Source organism: Lysinibacillus sp. OL1 (genome assembly GCF_004332175.1).
GTDB classification, from domain to species: domain Bacteria; phylum Bacillota; class Bacilli; order Bacillales_A; family Planococcaceae; genus Lysinibacillus; species Lysinibacillus capsici.
Map to the genome: position 1 here is coordinate 50,475 of NZ_SJDS01000006.1, position 23,970 is coordinate 74,444.

General features: G+C 37.6%; 24 protein-coding genes and 1 other annotated feature. Of the genes, 13 read left to right on the top strand and 11 right to left on the bottom strand.

The window, feature by feature from the left end; translation table 11 throughout:
* The first annotated feature begins 55 nt into the window (after positions 1-55).
* The 5 genes from EW028_RS12375 to EW028_RS12395 all read left to right on the top strand — a co-directional run bounded on the left by EW028_RS12375 (position 56) and on the right by EW028_RS12395 (position 4,961).
* Positions 56-1,195, top strand: coding sequence for a glycerate kinase (locus EW028_RS12375; RefSeq protein ID WP_131521089.1), 1,140 nt, complete (start codon positions 56-58; stop codon positions 1,193-1,195).
* Positions 1,196-2,542, top strand: coding sequence for a GntP family permease (locus EW028_RS12380; protein WP_131521090.1), 1,347 nt, complete (start codon positions 1,196-1,198; stop codon positions 2,540-2,542).
* Between the two features lie 69 nt (positions 2,543-2,611).
* On the top strand, positions 2,612-3,805 hold the full coding sequence (locus tag EW028_RS12385; protein ID WP_131521091.1) for an MBL fold metallo-hydrolase: 1,194 nt from the start codon (positions 2,612-2,614) through the stop codon (positions 3,803-3,805).
* Positions 3,792-4,040, top strand: a complete 249-nt coding sequence (locus tag EW028_RS12390; RefSeq protein WP_131521092.1) for a DUF3006 domain-containing protein — start codon at positions 3,792-3,794, stop codon at positions 4,038-4,040. The genes EW028_RS12385 and EW028_RS12390 overlap by 14 nt, the downstream gene beginning before the upstream one ends.
* A gap of 132 nt (positions 4,041-4,172) precedes the next feature.
* Entirely contained in the window at positions 4,173-4,961 is a 789-nt protein-coding gene (locus EW028_RS12395) for an HAD family hydrolase (protein ID WP_131521093.1), read from the top strand.
* A gap of 45 nt (positions 4,962-5,006) precedes the next feature.
* Here EW028_RS12395 and EW028_RS12400 read toward each other — a convergent pair whose 3' ends face one another.
* From EW028_RS12400 to serA, 3 genes are all read right to left on the bottom strand, one after another.
* Positions 5,007-5,930, bottom strand: a complete 924-nt coding sequence (locus EW028_RS12400; protein ID WP_131521094.1) for a hypothetical protein — start codon at positions 5,928-5,930, stop codon at positions 5,007-5,009.
* Positions 5,920-6,414 (bottom strand): RNA polymerase sigma factor, encoded by a 495-nt coding sequence (locus tag EW028_RS12405; RefSeq protein ID WP_131521095.1) that lies wholly within the window; start codon positions 6,412-6,414, stop codon positions 5,920-5,922. The genes EW028_RS12400 and EW028_RS12405 overlap by 11 nt, the downstream gene beginning before the upstream one ends.
* Positions 6,415-6,519: 105 nt before the next feature.
* Entirely contained in the window at positions 6,520-8,133 is a 1,614-nt protein-coding gene (gene serA, locus EW028_RS12410) for a phosphoglycerate dehydrogenase (protein ID WP_131521096.1), read from the bottom strand.
* Between the two features lie 159 nt (positions 8,134-8,292).
* Positions 8,293-8,534 (bottom strand) — a binding site (T-box leader).
* Between the two features lie 404 nt (positions 8,535-8,938).
* Here serA and EW028_RS12415 point away from each other — a divergent pair.
* Both EW028_RS12415 and EW028_RS25310 read left to right on the top strand, forming a co-directional pair.
* Positions 8,939-10,588, top strand: coding sequence for an FAD-binding dehydrogenase (locus EW028_RS12415; protein WP_131521097.1), 1,650 nt, complete (start codon positions 8,939-8,941; stop codon positions 10,586-10,588).
* Positions 10,589-10,596: 8 nt separating this feature from the next.
* Complete coding sequence (locus tag EW028_RS25310; protein WP_193767373.1) at positions 10,597-10,737, top strand: hypothetical protein; 141 nt, start codon at positions 10,597-10,599, stop codon at positions 10,735-10,737.
* Here the strand turns inward: EW028_RS25310 and trhO are convergent.
* Positions 10,726-11,697 carry an oxygen-dependent tRNA uridine(34) hydroxylase TrhO gene (gene trhO / locus EW028_RS12420; protein WP_131521098.1) on the bottom strand — a complete coding sequence of 324 codons (972 nt, stop codon included), beginning with the start codon at positions 11,695-11,697 and terminating at the stop codon, positions 10,726-10,728. The genes EW028_RS25310 and trhO overlap by 12 nt on opposite strands.
* A 137-nt stretch (positions 11,698-11,834) precedes the next feature.
* Between trhO and EW028_RS12425 the strand changes: the two genes are divergently transcribed.
* Positions 11,835-12,617: an enoyl-CoA hydratase gene (locus EW028_RS12425; RefSeq protein WP_131521099.1), complete on the top strand. Its 783-nt coding sequence runs from the start codon at positions 11,835-11,837 to the stop codon at positions 12,615-12,617.
* Between the two features lie 52 nt (positions 12,618-12,669).
* Here EW028_RS12425 and EW028_RS12430 read toward each other — a convergent pair whose 3' ends face one another.
* Positions 12,670-12,855 carry a YhzD family protein gene (locus EW028_RS12430; protein WP_036075853.1) on the bottom strand — a complete coding sequence of 62 codons (186 nt, stop codon included), beginning with the start codon at positions 12,853-12,855 and terminating at the stop codon, positions 12,670-12,672.
* A 259-nt stretch (positions 12,856-13,114) separates the two neighbouring features.
* Here EW028_RS12430 and EW028_RS12435 point away from each other — a divergent pair, with 259 nt between their 5' ends.
* From EW028_RS12435 to EW028_RS12450, 4 genes are all read left to right on the top strand, one after another.
* On the top strand, positions 13,115-14,329 hold the full coding sequence (locus tag EW028_RS12435) for a metallophosphoesterase family protein (protein WP_131521100.1): 1,215 nt from the start codon (positions 13,115-13,117) through the stop codon (positions 14,327-14,329).
* A gap of 4 nt (positions 14,330-14,333) precedes the next feature.
* Positions 14,334-17,222, top strand: coding sequence for an ATP-binding protein (locus EW028_RS12440; RefSeq protein ID WP_131521101.1), 2,889 nt, complete (start codon positions 14,334-14,336; stop codon positions 17,220-17,222).
* On the top strand, positions 17,219-18,154 hold the full coding sequence (gene yhaM / locus EW028_RS12445) for a 3'-5' exoribonuclease YhaM (protein ID WP_048391758.1): 936 nt from the start codon (positions 17,219-17,221) through the stop codon (positions 18,152-18,154). Before EW028_RS12440 ends, yhaM begins: the two co-directional genes overlap by 4 nt.
* Before the next feature lie 165 nt (positions 18,155-18,319).
* Complete coding sequence (locus EW028_RS12450; protein ID WP_131521102.1) at positions 18,320-19,624, top strand: methyl-accepting chemotaxis protein; 1,305 nt, start codon at positions 18,320-18,322, stop codon at positions 19,622-19,624.
* A gap of 61 nt (positions 19,625-19,685) precedes the next feature.
* Here EW028_RS12450 and EW028_RS12455 read toward each other — a convergent pair whose 3' ends face one another.
* Positions 19,686-20,666, bottom strand: coding sequence for a peptidylprolyl isomerase (locus tag EW028_RS12455; protein ID WP_131521103.1), 981 nt, complete (start codon positions 20,664-20,666; stop codon positions 19,686-19,688).
* A 142-nt stretch (positions 20,667-20,808) separates the two neighbouring features.
* On the opposite strand from EW028_RS12455, the gene EW028_RS12460 reads away from it, so the two are divergent.
* On the top strand, positions 20,809-20,913 hold the full coding sequence (locus EW028_RS12460; protein WP_004230765.1) for a YjcZ family sporulation protein: 105 nt from the start codon (positions 20,809-20,811) through the stop codon (positions 20,911-20,913).
* 246 nt (positions 20,914-21,159) lie between these two features.
* Here the strand turns inward: EW028_RS12460 and EW028_RS26415 are convergent, their stop codons facing one another.
* From EW028_RS26415 to EW028_RS12485, 5 genes are all read right to left on the bottom strand, one after another.
* Positions 21,160-21,345, bottom strand: coding sequence for a hypothetical protein (locus EW028_RS26415; RefSeq protein WP_008173337.1), 186 nt, complete (start codon positions 21,343-21,345; stop codon positions 21,160-21,162).
* A 70-nt stretch (positions 21,346-21,415) separates the two neighbouring features.
* Entirely contained in the window at positions 21,416-21,961 is a 546-nt protein-coding gene (locus EW028_RS12470) for a DUF3267 domain-containing protein (protein ID WP_016992098.1), read from the bottom strand.
* Between the two features lie 205 nt (positions 21,962-22,166).
* Complete coding sequence (locus EW028_RS12475; RefSeq protein ID WP_004230760.1) at positions 22,167-22,727, bottom strand: HTH-type transcriptional regulator Hpr; 561 nt, start codon at positions 22,725-22,727, stop codon at positions 22,167-22,169.
* A gap of 157 nt (positions 22,728-22,884) precedes the next feature.
* Complete coding sequence (locus EW028_RS12480) at positions 22,885-23,280, bottom strand: YtxH domain-containing protein (RefSeq protein ID WP_131521104.1); 396 nt, start codon at positions 23,278-23,280, stop codon at positions 22,885-22,887.
* 134 nt (positions 23,281-23,414) lie between these two features.
* Positions 23,415-23,951 carry a tryptophan transporter gene (locus tag EW028_RS12485; protein WP_112116634.1) on the bottom strand — a complete coding sequence of 179 codons (537 nt, stop codon included), beginning with the start codon at positions 23,949-23,951 and terminating at the stop codon, positions 23,415-23,417.
* Between the last annotated feature and the right edge of the window lie 19 nt (positions 23,952-23,970).

Genomic DNA, 23,970 nt, shown 5'->3' on the forward strand with positions numbered 1-23,970 from the left:
TAGGGATATGAAAATTTACGTAAATGTCAATGGACGACATAAGTGGAGGTATAACATGAAAGTTATCATTAGTCCAGATTCCTACAAGGGTACTCTGTCAGCAGTTGAAGTAGCAAAGGCAATGCAAAAAGGAATCCTAGATGTGGATCATTCAATTGAAACAATTATACTACCAGTGGCAGATGGTGGTGAAGGTACACTGCACTCACTTATTGCCTCTACAGATGGTCGATATTGCTCAGCAACTGTGCTTGATCCATTGGGAAGAGCTATCCAGGCTCAATATGGTGTACTGGGCGATCAAGTAACCTGTGTAATAGAGATGGCTCAAGCATCTGGTATTATGCTGTTACAAGAAAATGAGAAAAATCCTGAACTTGCTACATCTTATGGCACAGGACAATTAATTAAAGCCGCACTTGATCAAGGTTTTAGAAAATTTATTATTGGCATTGGTGGGAGTGCTACAAATGATGCGGGTACTGGTATGTTACAAGCATTAGGTGTGCGGTTATTATCAGCAGAAGGGGTGGAACTTAAGGCTGGTGTTTCTAACCTTATGCAATTAGATGTCATAGATATGAGTCTACTAGATACTAGATTAGCAGAAGCAACATTTACGATTGCCTGTGATGTGGATAATCCGCTTATTGGTGAACGAGGAGCCACTGCCATCTTTGGTCCACAAAAGGGTGTTCAAAAACACCAGGTCGCTGAATTTGATCGTTGTTTAAAGCATTTTGCAGATATTGTTGAAGCTAAATTTGCTATACGATTACATGACTATAAAGGTGCTGGAGCCGCTGGGGGAATGGGGGGCGCATTAATCGCCTTTTTAAAAGGAACCTTCCATGCAGGAATTGACCTTGTGCTGGACGCTGTACAGCTTCAGGCTCATTTAGCAGAAGCACAGTTAGTGATAACGGGTGAAGGAAAATCAGATCTTCAAACATTACATGGTAAGGCACCATTAGGTGTAGCAAAGGCTGCAAAGCAAGCGAATGTAGAGGCGATGCTGCTGTCAGGAGGAATTGATACCAAGGCAAATGCAGCATTACAAGCGTATTTTACAGTTGTTGAGTCATTGGTAGATGAGGAGATTGGTGTGCAGCAGGCAATGCAAGAACCTGCTCACTTTATCCGATTAAAAACAAAAAGAATGCTAGAGCGTTACTTACAAAAGGGGGATGACTAGATGTTGTTCATTATTATATTTATAGGGGTATTATTTGTTGTCTTAGGAACGGCTAAGTTAAAGCTTCATCCGTTTTTAGCTTTATTAATCAGCGCTTTCTTCGTTGGAATTGCTTCAGGTATGCCATTATTGACAGTAGTGGAAAGCATTAATACTGGATTTGGAGGCTTAATGACAAGTATTGGTTTAGTCATTATTGCTGGTACTATTATAGGCTTAATATTAGAAAAATCAGGTGCTGCTTATCGAATGGCAGAAGTAGTGTTAAGAATTGTAGGACCTAAACGTCCACAATTAGCGATGTCTTTAATTGGCTATATCGTATCCATACCAGTATTTTGTGATTCTGGCTTTATTATTTTATCCAGCTTGCAAAAATCATTAGCAAAGCGAGCCAATGTTACGATTGCATCTATGGCAGTAGCTTTAGCAACTGGCTTATTTGCGACGCATGTATTAGTACCACCAACTCCAGGTCCTATTGCAGCAGCAGGAAATATTGGCGCAGCAGATTATTTAGGAACAGTCATTGTCATTGGTTTATTAGTCGCGATACCAGCGACATTCGTAGGTTATCTATGGTCAGTAAAAGTTGCGACAAAAATTCGCGTTCCTGAAGATGAGGTAGAGGCATTAGATTATGAGGAAGTCATTAAATCCTTTGGTAAAATGCCCTCAACATTTAAAGCATTTTTACCAATCGTTCTGCCGATTGTGTTAATTGGTTTGGGTTCTATAGCAGCATTAGTTGGTGATACGGAAGCGACTTTCAATACCATCTTTAAATTCTTAGGTTCTCCAACAGTGGCCTTATTTTTAGGTGTAGCAGCAGCCTTTTTATTATTACCTGAAATCAATGAAACGACATTAACAGGTTGGATTGGCGAAAGTCTAAAAGAAGCAGCACCAATTTTACTTATAACAGGGGCTGGTGGTTCGTTTGGAACTGTTATAAAAAATGCTGGTGTTGGAGAAATGCTTCAAGAAATGGATTTAGGTATGTTTGCCTCAGGTACATTATTCCTTCTTGTGCCGTTTATAGTAGCAGCAGCGTTGAAAACGGCTCAAGGTTCTTCTACAACAGCTCTTGTGATTACATCTACTTTAGTAGCCCCAATGCTTGTGACATTGGGAATTGATGGAGCGGTACCATTAGCATTAGTGGTGATGGCAATAGGTGCAGGAGCAATGACAGTTAGCCATGTGAATGATAGCTTCTTTTGGGTGATTACGCAGTATAGTGGTATGGAAGTAACACAAGCCTATAAAGCCCAAACGGTGGCCACGTTGTTACAGGGTCTTGTGACGATTATTATTACGATGATTTTATGGTGGATATTTGTTTAAAGTAAAAGGAGAGCAGCCCATGGCTAGCTCTCTTTTTGTATAATAGGAAAATAGAAAGGAAGTTAGTAGATGAAAAAAATAATAAAGGTATTACTCCTTTGTCTTTTTTTATTAGCCGGCTGTACCGAGGCAGTCAAGACAGAGAAAATTCCTGTAACAGCTGGTCATGAAATGCAGGTTCATTTTATTGATGTAGGACAAGGGGATTCTATACTGATCGAATCACCAAGTGGTAAAACGATGCTTATAGATGGGGGAGTGAAGGGCGCAGGGCAACAGATTGTCTCTTATTTAAAAGAACTTGGGATAAATAAGCTTGATATTGTAGTAGCAACACACCCAGATGCTGATCATATTGGAGGGCTTATTCCTGTATTAGATAACATGACGATTGAGCAATTTTATGATTCGGGAAAAGTACATACATCGCAAACCTTTGAAGAGATGCTGACACGTATCGATGAAAAAAATATTCCTTATCATGTGCCAAAAATCGGCGATGATATCGAATTTGATAAGGATGTAAATGTGAAAGTTTTAAATGCCAATGATCAGGCTACAGACAATAACGATGCCTCCATTGTCTTAAAAATGACTTATGGGAATGTCTCTTTTTTATTGACAGGAGATGCGGGAGTGGCATTAGAAAAGGAAATGTTGCAGTATGATGTGAAAGCAACAGTTTTAAAAGCAGGACATCATGGCTCTAACACAAGTAGCTCAGAGGAATTCATTCAGGCTGTAAAGCCAAAGGTCGCGATATTAAGTTATGGGGAGGATAATAAGTATGGTCATCCACATGCAGAAGTTGTGGATCGTTTGCAGGCTATTGGTAGTAAAATCTATGCTACCGCGGATTTAGGAACGATTACGGTGTCTACAGATGGGGTAAACTATACGGTGAACGGTAAGGAAACTTCTAGTGAAGAAACTGGTAATATACCATCTAAAGGAGAAGAACCGACAACAGCTATTGAAATCGTTAGCAAGGATTTAGTTACTGAAACTGTAGGAATTAAAAATAGTGGACAACACGCAGTATCTTTAAAAGATTGGCAGCTTATTTCAATTGAAGGGCATCAAGTTTTTAATTTCCCTAACCTTTCTTTACAGCCAGGGAAAACAATATTTATTACTAGTGGAACCAATGCGCAAGAAGGGCAAAATTATTTGAAATGGACAACTAAACAAATTTGGTTAAATGATGGAGATGCAGCGCAATTACGCAATGAGAAAGGGGAACTTGTAAGTGAGCTTGAGTAAATACACATTGGACCGTATTGAAAATGGCTATGCGGTTTTCTTAAAGTTTCCAGCAGAAGAGGAACAACTCATTATTTCTCAGTCAGCTATGAACAAGCCTGTGCAAGTAGGTGATCGTGTTCAGATAGAAGAAAAAGATGGCATTTACTATATTGAAATTTTACAAGAAGAAACACAGCAAAAAAGAGCTGACATTCAAAGTTTAATGAACCGTTTGCGTAATAAACATAATTAATGTATGACAAGCTGTGAAGATTTGACGCACAGCTTGTTTTTAGATAAAGGAATTGTACATAATTTGTTATCCTAACTATTTTGAAAATATGCTAAAATAGTAGTATTAATCGGGAGCTAGGAGCGGACAAAAATGTCGATAAATACAATTATTTTTGATTTAGATGATACACTGCTATGGGATAAGAAATCAGTCAAAACTGCATTTGAAAAAACATGTGACTATGCAGCAACAGTACATAATGTGAATCCTACTGAGCTAGAGGAAGCTGTTCGCCGAGAGGCACGTGCTTTATATGAGAGTTATGAAATATATGATTATACGGTATTAATTGGTATCAATCCCTTTGAAGGACTTTGGGGAACGTTTGACGACTCGACGGATTCCTTCCAGAAAATGAAGGAAATTGTGCCTAGCTATCGTGCAGCGGCTTGGACAAAAGGGTTAGCTGCTCTTGGTATTGAAGATACAGCATTTGGAGCGGAGCTAGGAGAGCGCTTTGTAGCCGAGCGTAAAGTAGCGCCATTTTTATACGAAGATACTTTTGCAGTGTTAGATGAATTAAAAGGAAAATATCAGCTTGTATTGCTTACAAATGGCGCACCAAGTTTGCAAAATTTAAAGCTAGAAATCACACCAGAAATTGCCCCATATTTTGATCATATTATTATTTCAGGTGACTTTGGTAAAGGGAAGCCCGACGCATCTATTTTTGAGTATGTGATGGAAAAAGCAGGTATTATAGCCGACGAGGCAATTATGGTTGGCGACAATCTTAATACTGATATTTTAGGATCATCTCGTGTGGGAATGCGTAATGTATGGATTAATCGTGAAAGCAATATCGCCAACGGGGCTGTGACACCTACCTATGAGGTGGACTCTTTGACAGCGTTGTTGGAGCTTGTAAATAAGCTATAGTATAAAAAATGTACTGATCCTTCGTGGAGACAGTACATTTTTTTATTAAAAATAGACATTCAGTCCAAGGTATAAACATGTAAAAGCTATCCCTATACAAAGCTGAACAAGAGCGCTAGCAATTAAGTAACCCTGTGGTTCGCCAGCCTTTTTACGATAATAGATTTGCATAAAGGAGTAGAGTGAGAAAAGGCCATAAATAATTGTTGCATGAATAGTATGGTGGACAAGATAGATACCAAATGAAATACCTCCAAACAACACGAGCATAATGGCATTGGCAATAGCATGCTCTACTGTCGCAGCGAAAAAGCGACGTTCTGTATAAGGCATTCTTTTTTTAGCAATCCATAGGATGAAATGCATAAGTAGGATGAAAAAGTTCCCTAAAATCAGTTTCGTCGACCGCTTCTCATCATAAAAATAGCGTAAAGAGTCAATTGATTCTTCAATCAGAAAGGCTTGCTGGGTTTCAACATTGAAGAAAATCTTGTTATTGAGTACCTTCCATTTCTCTTGTGTACGGTCATTATAGAGAATCAAAATATCATAGCTAGTACCACTTTTCCATTGACTAGCGGATATTGTTATAGGAGAAGCGTTGTCCCAATTCTGTTGTAGCTGTGTGATAGCCTTTGTATGAGCATAGCATTGCTGAGGAACATAAAGGCAAGAGTCCTTTGCTATAAAGGTTTCCTTGTTCAGATTCTCCTTTAAGTAGACTCGTTGGATTGCTTTGGAGGAATCCATTGTCGTAGGAGAATCAATCGGACGTTGAACAAAAGATAAAATTAATAAAGAAAGAACTACTATAAATAGTAATGTTACAGATGGGATTTTCCATTTATTTTTTGATTGTTGTTTATTAATTACTGAAGGCTCTGTCATATTGCGTAATATTTTTTTCTCCTGCTGATTAGATAATGTTAAATCATCTAAGTGTTGCCATGTCTTCTTATCATTCTTCATCCATTTCACCTCCTAGCTGTTTTTTTAATGCGACGAGTGCTCGTTTTAATGTGTTTTTTACTTTCCCCTCATTCCAACCAAGGATATTGGAGGTTTCTTCGATGGACAGTCCCTCTATTTTGCGCAGAATAATCACATCGCGATAGGTAATTTTTAGTTTCCGAATGGCAAGATATAGTATCTTGGCATCTTCTTGTTGCATCAGCCATTGATGAGGAGAAGGTGATACTTGTTCTTCATGCTGTTGTAAAAAAGGAACAAACTGAATGATCCTTTTTCGACGATAATGATCATAGGCAAGGTTACGCGCAGTACAGCGTAACCAAGCAAGATCAGCTCCTTTTTTTATTGTTTGATGATGGTTCAAATAACGGACAAAGGTTTCCTGTGTATAATCCTCTGCTAATTTTTCGTCATTTAGTAAGTAATATAAGTATTTAAAAATGGTGTGATTATGTAAGTAAAATATTTCTTCAATGTTCAAGCTGTGCACCTCCTTTTCTATAAGGACGAAGAACTCATAGAAAAGTATCATTTTCCCAAAATAAAAAGCAGAGAGTAGAGACTCCCTGCTTCTTGCTATTATTAATTATAGGTTAATGGCTTTTACCTCATCAATGTTTTCAAGCTGTGCCACAAAAACTAAATCTTCTTCTGTTACAACATTATCAACCGTTAACATCATAACCGCTGTACCACCAACCTGTGCACGACCAACCTGCATTGTTGCAATATTGATTTCTTTTTCTGCAAGCTTTGTTGCTACACGGCCAATTGCACCTGGTTTGTCAGTGTTTTTAATGTAAAGAAGGTGGCCTTGTGGAATGACATCTACAACATAGTCCTCTACTTTTACAATACGTGCACCTAAACCGTTTAATAGTGTACCCGCTACAGTATGTGTTTCGTTAGCAGTAATAATTTCAATCGTAATTAAGCTAGTAAAGCCTTTTGCTGTTGTTGTTTTGTGCTCATTAATTTTCATACCAATACGTTCAGATAAGTAACGAGCATTCACATCATTGACATGATTACCATGATTTTTAGACAGTAAACCTTTTAACGCATTTGAAGTTAATGGACGAACATCATAGTTTGCTACTTCTCCAGCATAAGATAGGTTGATTTCTTTGACTGGCTCTGTTGTCACTTGTGATAGGAATGAACCAAGTTTTTCAGCTAATTCAAAGAAAGGCTCAACTTGTGCAAGAAGCTCTTTAGGTATAGATGGCATATTTACTGGATTTGTTACAGTCCCTGTTTTGTAAAATTTAATGATGTCATTTGACACGTCAACCGCTACAGATTCTTGTGCCTCGATTGTAGATGCTCCTAAGTGAGGCGTTGCGATAACTTGTGGTAAAGTCAGCAGCTTATGATCTGTTGCTGGTTCAGAAACAAATACGTCAAGAGCAGCTCCAGCCACTTTTCCTGCTACGATTGCATCATATAAATCGTCTTCATTGATGATACCGCCACGTGCACAGTTTATAATACGTACGCCATCTTTCATCATCGCAAATTTATCTTTATTAATTAGGTTGCGAGTTTCAGGTAGAAGTGGTGTATGAACTGTAATGAAATCAGCAGCTACACAAATTTCTTCAACCGTTGCTTTTGTTACACCTAATTCTTTGGCACGTTCATCTGTTAGGAAAGGATCATATGCCATAACACTCATACGTTGACCCTTAGCACGATAAGCTACTTCAACACCAATTCGACCAAAACCTACAACACCTAAAGTTTTATTTTTTAGCTCCACGCCAACATAAGATTTGCGATCCCATTTGCCATTTTTTAATGTATTAAAAGCTTGTGGAATATGACGGGCAAGTGAAGTCATCATCGCAATTGTATGTTCGGCAGCTGAGTTAGTATTACCATCTGGTGCGTTTACCACGATAATGCCGTGTTCTGTAGCAGCAGCAAGGTCAATATTATCGACACCAACACCAGCACGACCAATTAATTTTAGGCTTTTAGCTGCTTCAATTACTTCACGTGTTACCGTTGTTTGAGAACGAACAAGTAATACATCTACATCAGCAATTTTAGCGATTAATTCTTCTGGTGCTAAACCTGTGTCTACAATAATGTTTAAATCTAAATCTTGTTCCTGGCGTAATGGGAAAATACCATCCTCACTTAGTGGATCAGCGATAAATACGTTAATAGTTCTTGTTTTTGTTGCAGTAGTCATTATAATTAGCTCCTTTTTTATCATTATTGGCTATGGCTTTATTTACGATAGTCTGAAATTTGTAAAATTCGAACATCTTACAGCATACAAACAATCTCCTTTCTAAATCGAAGACAATATAAAAAGCCTTCCACGCCTTACAAACACAGTTAGTGTGTTGTAAGGGGCGAAAGGCTGTATAAACTTTGGTTCGCGGTACCACCCTTAATCACTGCTGGAAAATTTATTCTGGCAGTCTTAGCTATATGCGTAACGTGCATGAGACGGATAAGCTTACTTTTAAGTTGTTCAGCCTATCTATTCAGGAGTGGAACTATTATCGTAGAAATCACTGATTTGCACCAACCATCAGCTCTCTTTGGATTTTCTTGCGACTAGTGTGTCTCCGTCGTTATATTTTTTGTGATTAAATTTGTTAACATCATAATCCCTATTGTTCACCTTTGTCAACGATATTTCTTAAAAACTTTAAAAATGTTGACTTCAAAACTCTGAAAAATAACTAAAAACGAATATTTTGTATATATTTTTGTTATATAGTTCGTCTTTTTGGGGAGTACAATGAAAGCGCTAACGATATTTGAAAAGTCCGATAGTATCAGGTTTCTGTGTAGTTTTAGCATGAAAAATTATATGGGAATTAAATGGAATAAAATAGAGGGTTTATGCTAATTATCCACGGATTTGTTCTAAGAAAGCGAACGTTTTTGTTTGTCACATTTTAGACAAAAATATAAAAAGTAGAAGGTAAACAGACTGTGAGAGAAGAATGTTAGTTAAGGATGATTGATTTGGGGGTGTAAGAATGAAGTACGATGTTGCAATAGTCGGTGCTGGTCTTGCAGGATTAGTCGCAGCTTGTGAATTAATAGATGCAAAGAAAAAAGTGCTTTTAGTAGATCAAGAGCCTGAAAATTCAATCGGAGGACAGGCTTATTGGTCTTTTGGAGGAATATTTTTAGTAAATTCTCCAGAGCAACGAAGGCTTGGAATTAAAGATAGTAAGGAGCTTGCTTGGCAGGATTGGCAAGGAACTGCAGGCTTTGATCGTTTAGAAGATGAGGATTCTTGGGCATATAAATGGGCAAGAGCATATGTCGATTTTGCTGCAGGTGAAAAATACGACTGGTTAAAGTCAAAAGGTATAAAGTTTTTCCCTGTTGTTGGATGGGCAGAGCGGGGAGGTTCGTTGGCAGGAGGGCATGGCAATTCAGTACCTAGATTTCATATTGTCTGGGGAACAGGCCCTGGCATTGTAAAACCATTTGTAGATAAAGTAAAACAGGCTATGAGAGAAGGATTCATTGACTTCAAGCCAAGGCATCGTGTGGATGAATTTGTGCAGCAAGAAGGGAAGATTATAGGAGTTAGCGGAACGGTGCTAGCTGAAACCTTTATTAATCGAGGTGAAAAAAGTTCGAGATTAGGAATCGGTGAATTTTCCTACGAAGCGAAAGCTGTGATTGTGGCAAGTGGTGGTATTGGGGCAAATTTTGATTTAGTGAGAAAAAATTGGCCTGCTCGATTAGGAATCCCTCCAAAAAATATGGTATGTGGTGTACCAGCTTACGTTGACGGAAGAATGCTAGAGATCACGGAACATGCTGGGGGTCGCATTGTAAACCGTGATCGCATGTGGCATTACACAGAGGGTTTAAGAAATTGGGATCCAATATGGCCCAACCATGGAATTCGGATATTGCCTGGTCCCTCCTCCCTGTGGTTTGACGCAGAGGGGAATCGTTTTCATGCACCCAACTTTCCAGGGTTTGATACACTCAGTACGTTAGAGGCGATTCAAAAAACAGGTTATGACTATTCCTGGTTTATTTTAACGGAGAAAATTATTGAGAAAGAATTTGCTTTATCTGGCTCGGAGCAAAACCCAGATTTAACAAACAAAAGCATTGGCGATGTTCTAAAACGCATTTTACCAGGCCCACCTGCTCCTATCCAAGCTTTTAAAAATCACGGAGAGGATTTTGTGATTGCACATGATCTAAAGGAACTTGTAGATGGAATGAATAAACTTGCTGGGAATGAGCTACTTGATTTCATGAAGATTAAAGAGCAAATCTTGGCAAGAGATCGGGAAATGGACAATAAGTTTACCAAGGATTTGCAAGTAAACGCTATTCATGGAGCAAGAAATTATATTGGGGATAAATGGGTGCGTGTTGCCAAGCCACATAAAATTTTAGATACCAAAAATTGGCCTTTAATTGCTGTTCGCTTAAACATTCTAACAAGGAAAACTTTAGGTGGCTTACAAACAAATTTAAATGGCGCTGTTTTGGGCATGGACGGTCAGCCAATTCCTGGGTTATATGCAGCGGGTGAAGTAAGTGGTTTCGGTGGCGGTGGCGTCCATGGTTACCGCGCTTTAGAAGGGACATTTGTTGGTGGTTGTTTATTTAGTGGACGTCAGGTAGGACGCTATTTAGGACAAGGATAAGGTGCATAATGAAGAGCATCGTCTTGATGAACGATGCTCTTTTTAAATGGATTGATAATGCTGAAGTGGATCACTATGCTGAAGTTTTGAGCAGAAATCCAACAGCGATGCTCACCTTGATTAAATTATGGAATAGATTAGCAATTTGATTGTTGGACCTCTGCAATCTTAGCAATTTGTTCTTCAACCTGTTCCTTTGTCCAATTGTTTTCCCCCACGAAAAAGTTGCGTTCGGCACGGCGACAATCATCTGAACAGCTTCGCATGTAAAAAGCCTCATGTTTTTCTTCACAAAGCATTAATTTATGACACGCTGGATTTGCACAATTTGTATATCGTTCAGAAGGCTTACCAGTGAAATAATCCTTCCCAACAATGACATGTTCCACCTGATTAATCGGTACACTTCGACGACGGTCAAAAACAAACATTTGACCATCCCATAATTGACCTTTCACTTCAGGATCTTTCGCATATGTAGCAATACCGCCGTGTAATTGACCTACGCTCTTACCAAAGCCCTCGCGTTTTAGCCAACCAGAGAATTTTTCACAGCGAATACCACCTGTACAATAAGTTAAGATTTTTTTATCTGCAAAATCTCCTTTATGTGCCTCCATCCAAGCAGGTAGGTCGCGGAAGTTTTCGATATCTGGTCGAACAGCACCTCGGAAATGACCGAGATCATATTCATAGTCATTACGGGCATCGATGATTACTGTGTTGTCATCTTGCATCTGTTCCATAAATTCTTTAGGTGTTAAATAATCACCTGTGATTTCTAACGGATTGATATCTTGTTCTAAACCGAGGTGAACAATTTCTCGACGAGGACGTACATGCATTTTTCTAAAGGTATGCCCTTCAGCCTCATCAATTTTCCACATCATATCGCTAAAACGAGCATCTGCCTTCATATGGTTCATATAAGCATCTGTTTGCTCAATAGTACCTGATACAGTTCCGTTAATACCTTCGTAACCTACTAAAATACGACCAAGAAGCCCTATCTCTTTACACAATGCTAAATGTTCTTCTGCGAACGCTTCAGGATCTTCAATCGTAATATATTTATAATAAAGTAATACACGATAGTCTTTTTTTGTCAAAATACATTACCACCTTATCTCGATATTCGTCCTTTAATATAGCATAACAGGAGCAATTTTGCTCAGAGAGAAGGAGTTTTCTAAAAAAACACGAATTATACATAGTGAATGACTATTCATATTTGGGGGTTATAGAAATGGAATTTTCAACGATTACTTTAGAAAAATTAGAGCGTCGTGCAACGTTAACGTTGAATCGTCCACAGGCGATGAATGCAATGGATGATGTCATGATGCGTGAACTTGCAGAATGCTTCGAGGCACTACAACAGGAAAAAGATATTCAGGTGCTTGTTATTCGTGGGGAAGGAAAGGTCTTTTCTGCGGGTGGTGATATAAAAGCAATGCTAGATGAAAGCAAACCACTGAATATTGATGAGGCAATGGTTTATCTGACACGTATCGTGAAGGCATATTATCAGCTACCAATGATTGTGATTGCAGCGGTTCATGGTGCATCAGCAGGTTTAGGATTTAGTCTAACACTAGGGGCAGATATTATTGTAGCCTGTGAAAATAGTAAACTTGCTATGAATTTCATTGGAATTGGACTGATTCCAGATGGGGGCGGTCATTTCTTCATGAAGGAGCGTGTAGGTACTGTTAAAGCGAAACAAATGATATGGGAGGGAAAGGTATTAACAGCAAAAGAAGCATTAGATGCAGGGTTAATTGATTATATTGCACCAGAGGGCACTGTATTTGCAATGGCAGATCAGGTGGTGGGGAAAATGCTTGCATCCCCGATTTCTTCCATGATTACAACGAAAAAAATTTTACATGCACAAAATATACCACAGCTAGAAAATATCTTAGCATTAGAGGCTGAGGGCCAGTCTGCAATGCGTAAAACAACAGATCATGTCGAGGGCATTCATGCATTTGTAGAGAAAAGAACGCCTGTCTTTGTAGGTAAATAAAAATAATAAAAGGCGCGTAGCAAACCATTGACTACGTGCCTTTTATTAGCCACTAAACATGGAATAAAATTAATTTACCAGAAGCGTTTACAAGACGATGAGTTTTATCGGCAACACCTTTTTCCTCAATTTGTTGTTGTCCATTTAGTTTAGCAGCCTCATCATTTTCAAAAGTCCAAGTTTCATCAAACAATGTTTCCCCTGTTTTTTCAAAAGCTGTAAAACGATAATTCTCCATACAGACCCCACCCTTTTACTTGAATATATTTCTATTATACATAGAAGATTTATAAACTTCACGGTAAAACTAGTGAATTTATTGATAAATTACGAAAATTGTGGAAAAAGTAAGGCAATGTTGTTTTTTTGCGTAATAGCATTTTTCATCATACATGAATTATGATAAAATAGAACAAATATTCGGTTTTGATTAATCAGCATATTATTACTTTGGTTTTGCACTAAAGAGAGAATTATCTACTATTTGAGGTGATTGGATGTCAGCAATTCGTTTTTTCCATATGGCAGATTTACATTTAGATAGTCCATTTAAGGGCTTATTTGGTCTCCCCGAACCCATTTTAAAGAAAATACGGTCAAGCACTTTTGAAGCGTTTGATAAAATTATCCTTAAAGCGATTCAGGAAAAACCTGATTTTTTACTAATTGTTGGGGATATTTATGATGGTGAAAATCGTAGCTTGCAAGCACAACGAAGATTTCAAGATGCAATGGAGAAGCTTTTTCAACACAATATTCCTGTCATTGTAAGCTACGGAAATCATGATCATTTAAATGGCACATGGACACGCTTTTCTTTACCAAGTAATGTCTATGAATTACCCGCTGAAACGAGTGTAGTTCAATTAAAAATACGGGGTCAACAAGTGAATATTTATGGTTTTAGCTATCCTGAACGTCATTTAAAGGAATCCGTTATTGAAAGCTATCCAATTGCACATGATCAGCATGCCATTCATATTGGTATGCTTCATGGCAGTGAGGCAGGCAATACAACACATGATGTGTATGCCCCTTTTACAAAACAACAGCTACTTGAAAAGAACTATCATTATTGGGCGCTTGGCCATATTCATAAACGACAGCTTTTACATCAAAACCCTCCAATTGTTTATCCAGGCAATATTCAAAGTCGACATCGTAAAGAACAAGGAATGAAAGGCTTTTATGATGTGACGCTATCCAAAACATCGACTGAGCTTGATTTTATCTCTACCTCTGCTGTTGTTTATAGCACCATTGAGGTGGATTGTACGAATGTGGTACACGCCAATGAATTATTGAAGAGATGTGCAGAAGCTATTACAGCCAATAGGAAGAAATATGGCGCATCGGTAGTAGAGCTTCATTTGCAACATATTGACGAACAAACGGAAGCTTTATTTGAGCATGCAACAGTAGATGCTTGGTTAGAGACTATTCGAGAGGCAGAGGAAGGTATTGAGCCAATGTGTTGGGTACAAAAAATGGTGTTGCAAAAGACATCGAGATTTTTTGAGCATACAGCAACAACTCAATCCGTTGTGAGCTTGATGGAGCAATGGGACAGCAATGAATGGAAGGATATTCTAAAGGATTTGTACCAGTATGCTGGTGGTGCGAGGTTAATAGAGCCACTTAGTGAAAAGGAAATTGAGAACTTAACCAATCGTGCACAGACATTATTAGCTGAAGAAATTCAAAGGGCGTGATTACATGCTGACAATACAGAAAATCCAAATATATGGCTTTGGTAAGCATGAAAATATCTCCATTTCGTTAAATGATGGTGTCACTATTTTTTATGGATTAAATGAAGCAGGAAAAACGACGATTCAGCAGTTTATACTACAAATGCTTTTTGGTTTCCCAACAAGGCAGCAGATACAGCGCAAATATGAGCCGAAAATTTCAACGAAATATGGAGGTCAGCTGACACTTTTGCACCCAGTTTATGGGCAATGTACAGTTGAACGTGTGAAAGGAAAGGCTGCTGGTGATGTTACTGTCTACCTAGAGGATGGAACAACGGGGCATGAGGCGTTGTTAGTAAAGCTTTTATATGGTTATTCTAGGGCATCCTTTGAAGCCATTTTTTCTTTTTCATTGCATGAACTACAAGGTATTGAAAAAATGTCTGAAGAGGAGCTAACCCATTTGCTACTTGCCTCTGGTACAACAGGTATTCAGTATCTATCCAACCTTGAAAAGAAAATGGATAAAGAGGCTAGTGAGCTGTTTAAAAAGACAGGTAAAGTGCCATTGATTAATCAAAAAATTGAACAATTAAAGCAACTTGAGCGGACGATTAAACAGGAACAGGGGAAGATTCAAACCTTTGAGGATAAATTACAGCAATTACAATTACTTGAGCAAAAGTTGGAACAGCTATTTGGTACGCAAAAACGGCAACAGCAACGATGGCAGCAATTAACTGTTCAAAAGCAAGCACTCCCTCTTCTCAAGCAGCAACAGACGTTGCAACAGACAATGACCAATTTTCAACATGTTCAGTTTCCTTCAGAGGGTATCAGACGATATGAGCAAGTAAAGGATCGTCTGTTACATGAAAGCCAACAACTGATGCAATTAAAGGAGCAGCATCAAACATTGCAGGAGAAAATACTTGCTACAGTGGATGAGCAAAAGGTTAATGAAATGGCTTACCTTATGCAAAAGGAAGCAACATGGCATCAGCTAATAGTGAAAGAGCAAAATCTTCAGGATGATCTATTTTTGCTCGAACAAGAAATTGAAGCACAGTTTCGTTTACTAGGTGTAACAGAGAAAGAAGCACAAGAAAATCTTTTGAACGAAACAGTTTCACTCCAACAGGAGCAACAATTTCAGCTTCAATTAAGTAAATTAGAGGAGGCGGAGGAAGAGCTAAAATTTCATCTACGTTCACTAGAGCAAGTACACCTAGAATTAGATGCAATAGCCAAACAGAAACAACAGCTAATGGATGAGTCATTAACAAGTGAGGAAGAACATATTTTAGCACAATGGCCTCAACAAAAGCGAAGGCTTGAGCAATTACGTGCTGCCAAATCGCAACGAAGTAAGCAGAAGAAGCCTCATGACTTTATCTGGCTTGTACTACTGATTGGCTTCATGTCATTTGCTTATGGTGTATTTGAAAAAAACATAATTGTAATCCTAATTGGAGCAGTTTTATCATTGCTAACCTTTTTGTTTATTCGATATGTTAAGCAAGCAGATGAACCTACTAATAAAGAGCACAGCATCCTCCTACGGGAGTTAGAGCAAGAGGAATTGACAGTACAAGCAGTTCTTATAAAGAAGCAAAGATATGAAGATCGCTTGTTACACATCAAGGAACAGCAGAAAGAGAAGGAGCAGCAATATACTTCTCTTGAATATAAAATTCAACTAACGGAGGTGGAGAGTGAAGAAGCCACTCAAACACTCCAGCATTTTTTAAAGCGTTATCGCTTACAAGGAACGATAGCCAGATCGCTAATGCCCGAATTATTTATGCGTATTCGTGGTGTACAAGAATTAGCAGCTAAAAGAAACAGTACCTCAAGTCTGTTGCAAGAAACGCAGGTAGAAAAGAACAGCATTTATGAGCAGCTTCAGCGGGTTTTAGATGGAGCCTATGATGAACATGAAATTTATATGCATTTACGAACAGCCTACCTTGAAGCACAACAGCAACAGCAGCAAGCACAGCATGCAAAAGATCAGCTAGCCAGCGTCCAAATAAAAATAGAAGGTGGACAATCAAGAATGGATCGTTATACTGCTGAAATGTACGAGCTATTCAAAGAAGCAAAGATCCAAAATGAACAGGCTTATTATGAAATGCATGAGCAATTTGAACAGAGAAGAAAAATTGAGACAGAATTGCAAACCGTCCAGGCTCAATTATCTTCACTCGATCTTCAACAGAAGGAAAATCTGATTGAGGACTCTGTTAGCGAACGCATATTTGCTTTGGAACAAGAGCAGCAATCATTGCAACTAGAAATTGATCAATGTCTGGAACAACGTGCTGCTTTGCTTATGGAAAAAGAACAGCTATTAAATGATGAAAAGTATGGTCAATTACTTCAACAGTTTGAGCAGGAGAAAACAGAATTGCAGCAGTTAATTGAGCAGTGGGCAACTAGAAAAGCGGTGGCGACAGCTATTCATGAAACCCTATTCCGTCTTCGTGAAGAAAAATTACCTCATGTCCTTGAAGAGGTAAATGCTGTATTCCGTTTACTAACAGGAGGAAACTATGACAAACTTTCGATTCATGAGGATGGTTACTTTGTAGCACAGGATGCTGCAGGAATACGTTATCAAATGGTGGAGTTGTCACAGGCTACCAAAGAGCAAGCTTATATTGCATTGCGAATGGCTCTAGCAAAAACCCTAGTGAGTGCTGCTCCATTTCCAATGATTATGGACGATCCTTTTGTCCATTTTGATCGAAACCGCACAGACAAAATGGTACAATTAATGAAAGAAGTAGGGTATGAACGTCAAATTTTGTATTTTACTTGTCATGACACAATGCTCAACTATTGGAAGAAAGAGCAGATTGTCGATATAGGAGCATTAGCAAATGAAAGGGGAGTGGCGTCAACATGAAAGGGATTACGACGCTCCAAGTTGGAGAAGTAGTTGATCAATTTTTATTAATAAAACAAGCGACAAAAGGGGTTACAACCGTTGGAAAGCCATTTATGTCGCTAATATTACAAGATAAGAGTGGGGATATAGAGGCAAAGCTATGGGACACGAATGAGGATCATGAAAAGATGTACCATGCGGAAGCCATTGTACGTGTTGGCGGAGAGATTCATGACTATAGAGGAAAGAATCAATTGCGTATTAAATCTATCCGTGTTGCAAAGCCAGAGGAAGGAATTGCTATTCATGATTTAGTGCCTTCCTCTGCAACACCAAAAGAACAACTATATGAAGAATTAACGCAATTTTTCTTTGACATTAAAAACCCTAATATCTCACGAATTACAAGAGCAGCAATTAAAAAACATCAAGAGGCTATTTTAGTTTTTCCAGCAGCGACTAAAAATCATCATGACTATGCGTCAGGTTTATTAGATCATATGGTCTCCATGCTCAAACTAGGTAAAGCCATTGCTGATCTATATCCAACATTAAATCGTGACTTATTATATGCTGGGATTATTTTACATGATGTAGGCAAGGTTGTAGAGTTATCAGGCCCAGTTGCCACAATGTATACAGTGGAGGGCAATTTATTAGGTCATATTACGATTATGGTAAATGAAATTGCTAAGATTGCTAGTGAGCTTGAAATTGAAGGTGAGGAAGTCATGCTGTTACAACATATGGTATTGTCTCACCATGGGAAAGAAGAGTGGGGTAGCCCAAAAAAACCTATGATTCAGGAAGCGGAAATTTTGCATTATATCGATAACATTGATGCAAAGATGAATATGTTAACAAGGGCGTTAGGTAAAACAACACCAGGGGAATTTACAGAGAGACTCTTCCCTCTTGATAATCGTTCATTCTATAAGCCTACTATTTAAACAGCAGTATCAATCAGCCCTTAAACTGACGTTACTGTCTAGCTATTCGTTATTAATTTCTCTGAGTCTAAATATTCATAAATTCAATTGTAGTGCCTAACTATTGTACCAATGGGAATATTTAATTTAGAATAGAGAGAGAAATTATAGGAATGGGGAAAAGTAATGGATACAAAGGGACTTTTTTCACGAAAAATTAAGTTTTGGAAAAGTTTAATTTTCAAAATGATACTAGCTATCGGCATAAGTTTATTTATTAGCTCCCATATTTCAGAATTTGTTAGTCGTCAATTCGAGAAGGTAGTGCATTTGAATGGAAGTGCTGGAGTTGCCATTAATACATTTATTTCGTTATTTATTGGCACGGTAATTATTTCGTTATGTACAAGGTATATTGTCTTAAGGCGTGTAAAGCGTGTGTTAAATGCTATGACCCAAGCTGCTGATGGCGATTTAACTGTTCGCATTGACGATCGATTAAAAGATGAAATTGGTCAATTATCAACTGAATTTAATCATATGCTAGAACAAATTGGGACGGTCATTGAAAAGGCGAATAAAGCATCGACAGATGTATCTACCTTTACAAAGGAATTTACAACGATTACCGAGCAAAGTAGTCAAACAGTTGAAACTATTTCTAGTGCCATTGGGGAAATTGCCTCCAGTGCAGAAGGACAACTAAGGCAAATGGATTTATTATCTGAATCACAACATTTAATTACTAAAGATATGGATCATGCATCCTCTGCTGTACAGGAAATGGCCTCAATAGCAAATGAAACAAACCAAAAGGCTGATTTAGGATTACAGTTAATTGAACAAACGATTGAAAAAATGAATACCATAAATGAATCTGTTCATCAGTCAACCGCAGTTGTGAATGCTTTAGGTGAAAAATCAAAGGAAATCAGTACGATTGTAGCGTTGATTACAAGTATTACAGATCAAACAAACTTGCTTGCATTAAATGCATCTATTGAAGCAGCTCGTGCAGGAGAGGCTGGAAAAGGCTTTGCAGTAGTAGCAGATGAAGTAAGAAAGCTAGCAGAGGAATCTGGGAAGGCTGCACATAATATTCGATCATTGGTGGATGATATCTTAAACCAAACCTCCAGTGCTGTTTATGCTATTAATAGTGGGACGCAATTTGTGGAGGAAGGTCGTGAATCAGTTGAACAGACAGGCGATACCTTTAAAAATATAGTCGTATATTTGCAACAGATAAGTCATCGTACAATGGAAGTAAAGGATATTGTCTTGCGTGTCAATGAGAAAGCAAGTCAAACAGATGAGGCTGTAAAAGAAGTCGTTGGCATAGCGAATGGCACATCTTCGGGCATACAGCATATTGCTTTATCTATCGAGCAACAAAGTGCTTCTAATGAGGAAATAGCAAGTGCTGCAAATGTTCTTCAAACAATGTCAAATGACCTGCAAACTGAAATTAGCCAATTTAAAGTAAAATAGAGTAAAAAAGAGAAGCATCTGATGTATCAGGTGCTTCTCTTTTTGTTACACTAGACTCTAATTATTTAGATTCCTTGTCAGTATCTTCTGCTTTATCTTCGGAATCCTCTTTTGGCGCATTTTCTTCAGCTTTTTTAGCTGCTTCTTCAGCTGCTTTTGCTTGTTCTTCACTTGTTGTTGTAAAGAATTTAAGCGGTTCTTTTAAATCTTTATCAGATGTTTTCACATCGGCATCTTTAGCCATTTTAGCAACGATATCTTTGAGAATCGTTTGAGCTTCACCAGTTTGGTTCAGTTTACTTAACATAGTTGAACGAATGTTTTCTTCTTCGTCTTTAAATGAACCAACACCTTTTACATCACGCTTGTCCGTAATTTCAATTACATGGTAACCAAAGCTAGATTTTACTGGCTCACTTAATGTATTTACTTCAAGAGCATAAGCAGCATCGTTAAATTCGTCTACCATTGAACCTACAGAGAACCATCCAAGCTCTCCACCTTTTTGAGCAGAGCCAGTATCTGTTGAGTACTCTTTTGCAACGTCCTCAAACTTAGCGCCACCCTTAATTTTTTCAATTACTTCTTTTGCTGTTTTTTCATCTGCTACTAAAATATGACGACCATTTAATTCTGTTTTCATTTGCTCGTAGTATTTTTTCACATCTTCTTCTTTAATGGCTTGATCTTTCAAAGCTTTCTCTTGAAGAAGTTGAACACGTAAAGAATCTTTAAAGCCCTGTTCTGTTAAGCCACTTTCAGCAAGCGCTTGTGTAAAGCCATCACCAAATTGTGATGCAGTTGTGTCATACGCTTCTTTGATTTCTTTATCTGTTACTTCATATTTGTCAGCTAAAACTTTTTCAGTCACCATTTGCTGCATTACATATGAGCCTGTTAAAGCTTTTGCCTTTTCATTAAAATCAGCTACTGAAATATCGCCCACTTTAGAAGTAACGATTGCTTTGCTATCTCCGCCGCTACAAGCACCAAGCGCTAATACAGACGCAGCTAAAGTTAAAGATAAAACTGTCTTTTTCATAGTGGATATTCTCTCCTAACATGGTTTCGTCCATTTTTTACTATAACATAAACGTTTTAAAAACAAAATGGTTCCCCCTTGAGTATTGCCTATATTTCAAATTTTGAAGCGCATAGGATATAGAAAGAAAGGGGGTGAAGTTATGGGCAACGGAGGATACGGTGGCGGTGGCTACGGCTCAGGCTTTGCTTTATTAGTTGTGTTATTTATTTTATTAATTATCGTTGGTGCAGCGTTCCTATACTAATTAATAAAACAGCGAAAAGCTAAGAGCATCAACTCTTAGCTTTTCTTAACAATGTTAGACATTCGCGCCGCATGCCTTAGGTTCTAAACAATTTATTTGATTAGTAAAAGTTGTTGCATGGGGGGCTCGACTTATCTTCGAGCGTGCGGACGGGCGCGGATGGTGCACTTTTTTAAAAAAGGGCCTTTTCAAAAAAAGCCCCAAAAAATTAGATTCCATTACGCCGAGGCGTAATGGATTTTTCTGTTAAACTGCATATAAAATTTCAATGTAGAATGAGACAAGTAGGATAGTAATAAGTATATTTATAGTTCGGAATATTTTTGGTTGGTTTTCTTCGGGAATTTCACGTCGCATGCATAGAGCATATGTCATGCGGTTAATTTGAAATAAATAGAATACCGAGAATAGAACTACAATCATTAATAGCAAGTCTATTCCTCCCCTCTTTCAATAGTAATAGCATAACAAAGAACGTCAATAAAAAACAAGTACAAGCCATTTAGTGAACGGTCGGTGGAACTAAAATTTCATAGCCTTTAGGTGTTTCCTCTATTTGTGAATTTTTAGGTGAATTCAAGAGATACTTTACGTAAAGGATATCAATCAGGCACAGACTACAGTGATAGGCTAACAGCAATGTCCCATAATGGGTATAGGCTGGTAAAAGCCATGTTCCAACTATAATACTAGTATTTAGAACGATAAAAGGCGTAAGTAATGCTAAGATGTATCGATTTTTAGATAATGGCTCTCGAATTCGCATGTGTAAAACAGGAATTATATAAAACTGACTACGTACACGTAATTTTAAATGTTGGCGTAAATCAAATAGGGCCACAAAGTGCAAAAATTTGTGAATGGGATAAAGTGTTAGCACAGCTATCACAAAGAGCCAGAATAGTCGATCTGTATAATGCTCTTCATTAAATAAATTAAACGTTACATACGAAACAGAAAAGACCAATAAAAAAGTAATGACACCCATTATAATAATACGCGTAGTACCGTAATGATGTTCTAAATTTAAAATTTTCCAGCAATGCATGGTTTTTTATCAACTCCGAATAGGAAGTGTCCTATTTAATGTAAATTGAATTATGTTAGAATGCAAGAAAAAGGAGGTACTTCAGAAATATTTCTGAAATACCTCCTTTCACATGACTCATTCCTGAATGAACAGTAGTATAACTCATTTTTGTTCAACTTATAAATAATTGCAGGAAAAATTATGTGCAGTTTGAAGCTTCGTCTTATCCTTTTACAGGTGTGCGTTCTTCTAGTGTGTCAAAGGAATCACGGAAATGTTGGAAAGAGCGTTCGAAAATATCGATGAAATCTTCACCATAGATATTACGAATAACAGCCATTACATCTAAAAAATCAGGGAAACGGCCATATAAATCTTTTAATGCTAATGATCCTTCCAGTACGGAATGATACGTATTATGGTAGTTTTTATTCATCTCTATAATGAGCTCTGTGCCAGCTTCTGTAAGTTCAACATACGTATTACGTTTATCGTCATCACGCTTGGAAAACTTGAGAAAGCCACGCTCTTCTAATTTTTTGGAGAAATTAAATGCTGTAGAAACATGCATCACGCCAAATTTCGCAACATCAGAAATGGAAGCGCCTTTTAAATGGTATGAAATCCATAAAATATGGTGTTCATTAATATTTAAATCATAAGGTTTAATCCATTGTTGCCAATCCTTTTCAACCGCTTTCCACAGCGCTTTTGATAACTGTGCGATTCTTTGACTATAAAGCATCGCTTCTTTTTGTGTATATAATTCCTCTGACAAAGCCATCACCTACTGCTTTCTTTCACATTTTTAAAAATATTATAGCAGTAAAGGAAAAAAGTTTAAAGTTAGAAAAATTAAAAAATTGAAAAGTGGCTAAAAAATAATATTATAGCAATAGTTTTTGATAAAAATACAGATTATCTAACTATCGATAAGGACTTTAGTCGCTAACTTTTTCTTGAGGTTTTTTCTTATTTTCTGTAATTTGTGCAATGTTTTTCTCGATTTCGCTTATCGAATTCTGTAAAGCATCTAATTCTTGTTGTAAATTATTTTTCGTTGGTTCGATTTCTTCAGTAAAAGTCGTAATTGTTTGCTTTAAATCATTTATTATTTGTGGGATATTATTTTTTACTTCAATTGTTAATGTATTAACAGATTGTTTAACAGTTCCTACTTGTTGTTTTACATCAAGGAGCATACCCTTTGTTTGGTCAACATTTTGTTTAACAGAAGCACGTAGCTGTTGCCCAGATTGTGGCGTGGAGAAAAGCACAGCGATTGTCCCCCCGATAATTCCTGTAGTTAGTCCAAGTAAAAATGGTTTTGCTTTCATATTAGATACCTCATTTCTAGTCATGTTTATTTACTATTAAACCATGAAATGCACCAATACAAAAAGAAAAAAGAAACTAAACGAATGATTTGACCTTCACAGTTTAGTTTCTTTTGATTATTTAAAATGTTTACTTATGAAATTTGAGAAATAGCTGTATTGAATTTAGAGCGCTTCACTAATTTAGAAACAATTGGGTAAATAACGGCAAACGCAACAACGTTAAATACGACAGCTGGAAGGACAACGCCAATAAATAGCATCGCAAACGTCGCGCCAACATTTGCATTAAATACAAAAAGCGCTACTGCTAAGAAAACAGTTCCTGAAAGAATTGTTCCCAAGCCAACTAATACAGCAGATACGGCGAAATGACCTGCCAGTTTTTTGAGAATGATTAAAGCAGCTAAAAATACAAAACCAGTAACAGCTTTATCAATAATATTTGGAACTAGACCTGCTGGGAATGTTGTAAATAAACCTGAAAGCACCCCTGTTGAAAGAGAAAGTAGGAACGTTTCTTTCACTGTTGGGAATAACAGAATACCAATAAACATCATGGTTAACATAAAATCAGGCTTCATCCCATTCACCATTCCTGGTGTAACCACATAAAGTGCAGCACCGACACCAACTAATAGTGCCATTAATACTAAATTCTTTGTATTCATTTGAATCTCTCCTCGACTA

Bases quoted from the DNA above. Each gene is read 5' to 3' on its own strand.
- EW028_RS12375 (WP_131521089.1), top strand. From the start codon at position 56: ATGAAAGTTATCATTAGTCCAGATTCCTACAAGGGTACTCTGTCAGCA.
- EW028_RS12380 (WP_131521090.1), top strand. From the start codon at position 1,196: ATGTTGTTCATTATTATATTTATAGGGGTATTATTTGTTGTCTTAGGA.
- EW028_RS12385 (WP_131521091.1), top strand. From the start codon at position 2,612: ATGAAAAAAATAATAAAGGTATTACTCCTTTGTCTTTTTTTATTAGCC.
- EW028_RS12395 (WP_131521093.1), top strand. From the start codon at position 4,173: ATGTCGATAAATACAATTATTTTTGATTTAGATGATACACTGCTATGG.
- EW028_RS12400 (WP_131521094.1), bottom strand. From the start codon at position 5,930: ATGAAGAATGATAAGAAGACATGGCAACACTTAGATGATTTAACATTA.
- serA (WP_131521096.1), bottom strand. From the start codon at position 8,133: ATGACTACTGCAACAAAAACAAGAACTATTAACGTATTTATCGCTGAT.
- EW028_RS12415 (WP_131521097.1), top strand. From the start codon at position 8,939: ATGAAGTACGATGTTGCAATAGTCGGTGCTGGTCTTGCAGGATTAGTC.
- EW028_RS25310 (WP_193767373.1), top strand. From the start codon at position 10,597: ATGAAGAGCATCGTCTTGATGAACGATGCTCTTTTTAAATGGATTGAT.
- EW028_RS12425 (WP_131521099.1), top strand. From the start codon at position 11,835: ATGGAATTTTCAACGATTACTTTAGAAAAATTAGAGCGTCGTGCAACG.
- EW028_RS12430 (WP_036075853.1), bottom strand. From the start codon at position 12,855: ATGGAGAATTATCGTTTTACAGCTTTTGAAAAAACAGGGGAAACATTG.
- EW028_RS12435 (WP_131521100.1), top strand. From the start codon at position 13,115: ATGTCAGCAATTCGTTTTTTCCATATGGCAGATTTACATTTAGATAGT.
- EW028_RS12440 (WP_131521101.1), top strand. From the start codon at position 14,334: ATGCTGACAATACAGAAAATCCAAATATATGGCTTTGGTAAGCATGAA.
- yhaM (WP_048391758.1), top strand. From the start codon at position 17,219: ATGAAAGGGATTACGACGCTCCAAGTTGGAGAAGTAGTTGATCAATTT.
- EW028_RS12450 (WP_131521102.1), top strand. From the start codon at position 18,320: ATGGATACAAAGGGACTTTTTTCACGAAAAATTAAGTTTTGGAAAAGT.
- EW028_RS12455 (WP_131521103.1), bottom strand. From the start codon at position 20,666: ATGAAAAAGACAGTTTTATCTTTAACTTTAGCTGCGTCTGTATTAGCG.
- EW028_RS12460 (WP_004230765.1), top strand. From the start codon at position 20,809: ATGGGCAACGGAGGATACGGTGGCGGTGGCTACGGCTCAGGCTTTGCT.
- EW028_RS12470 (WP_016992098.1), bottom strand. From the start codon at position 21,961: ATGCATTGCTGGAAAATTTTAAATTTAGAACATCATTACGGTACTACG.
- EW028_RS12475 (WP_004230760.1), bottom strand. From the start codon at position 22,727: ATGGCTTTGTCAGAGGAATTATATACACAAAAAGAAGCGATGCTTTAT.
- EW028_RS12480 (WP_131521104.1), bottom strand. From the start codon at position 23,280: ATGAAAGCAAAACCATTTTTACTTGGACTAACTACAGGAATTATCGGG.
- EW028_RS12485 (WP_112116634.1), bottom strand. From the start codon at position 23,951: ATGAATACAAAGAATTTAGTATTAATGGCACTATTAGTTGGTGTCGGT.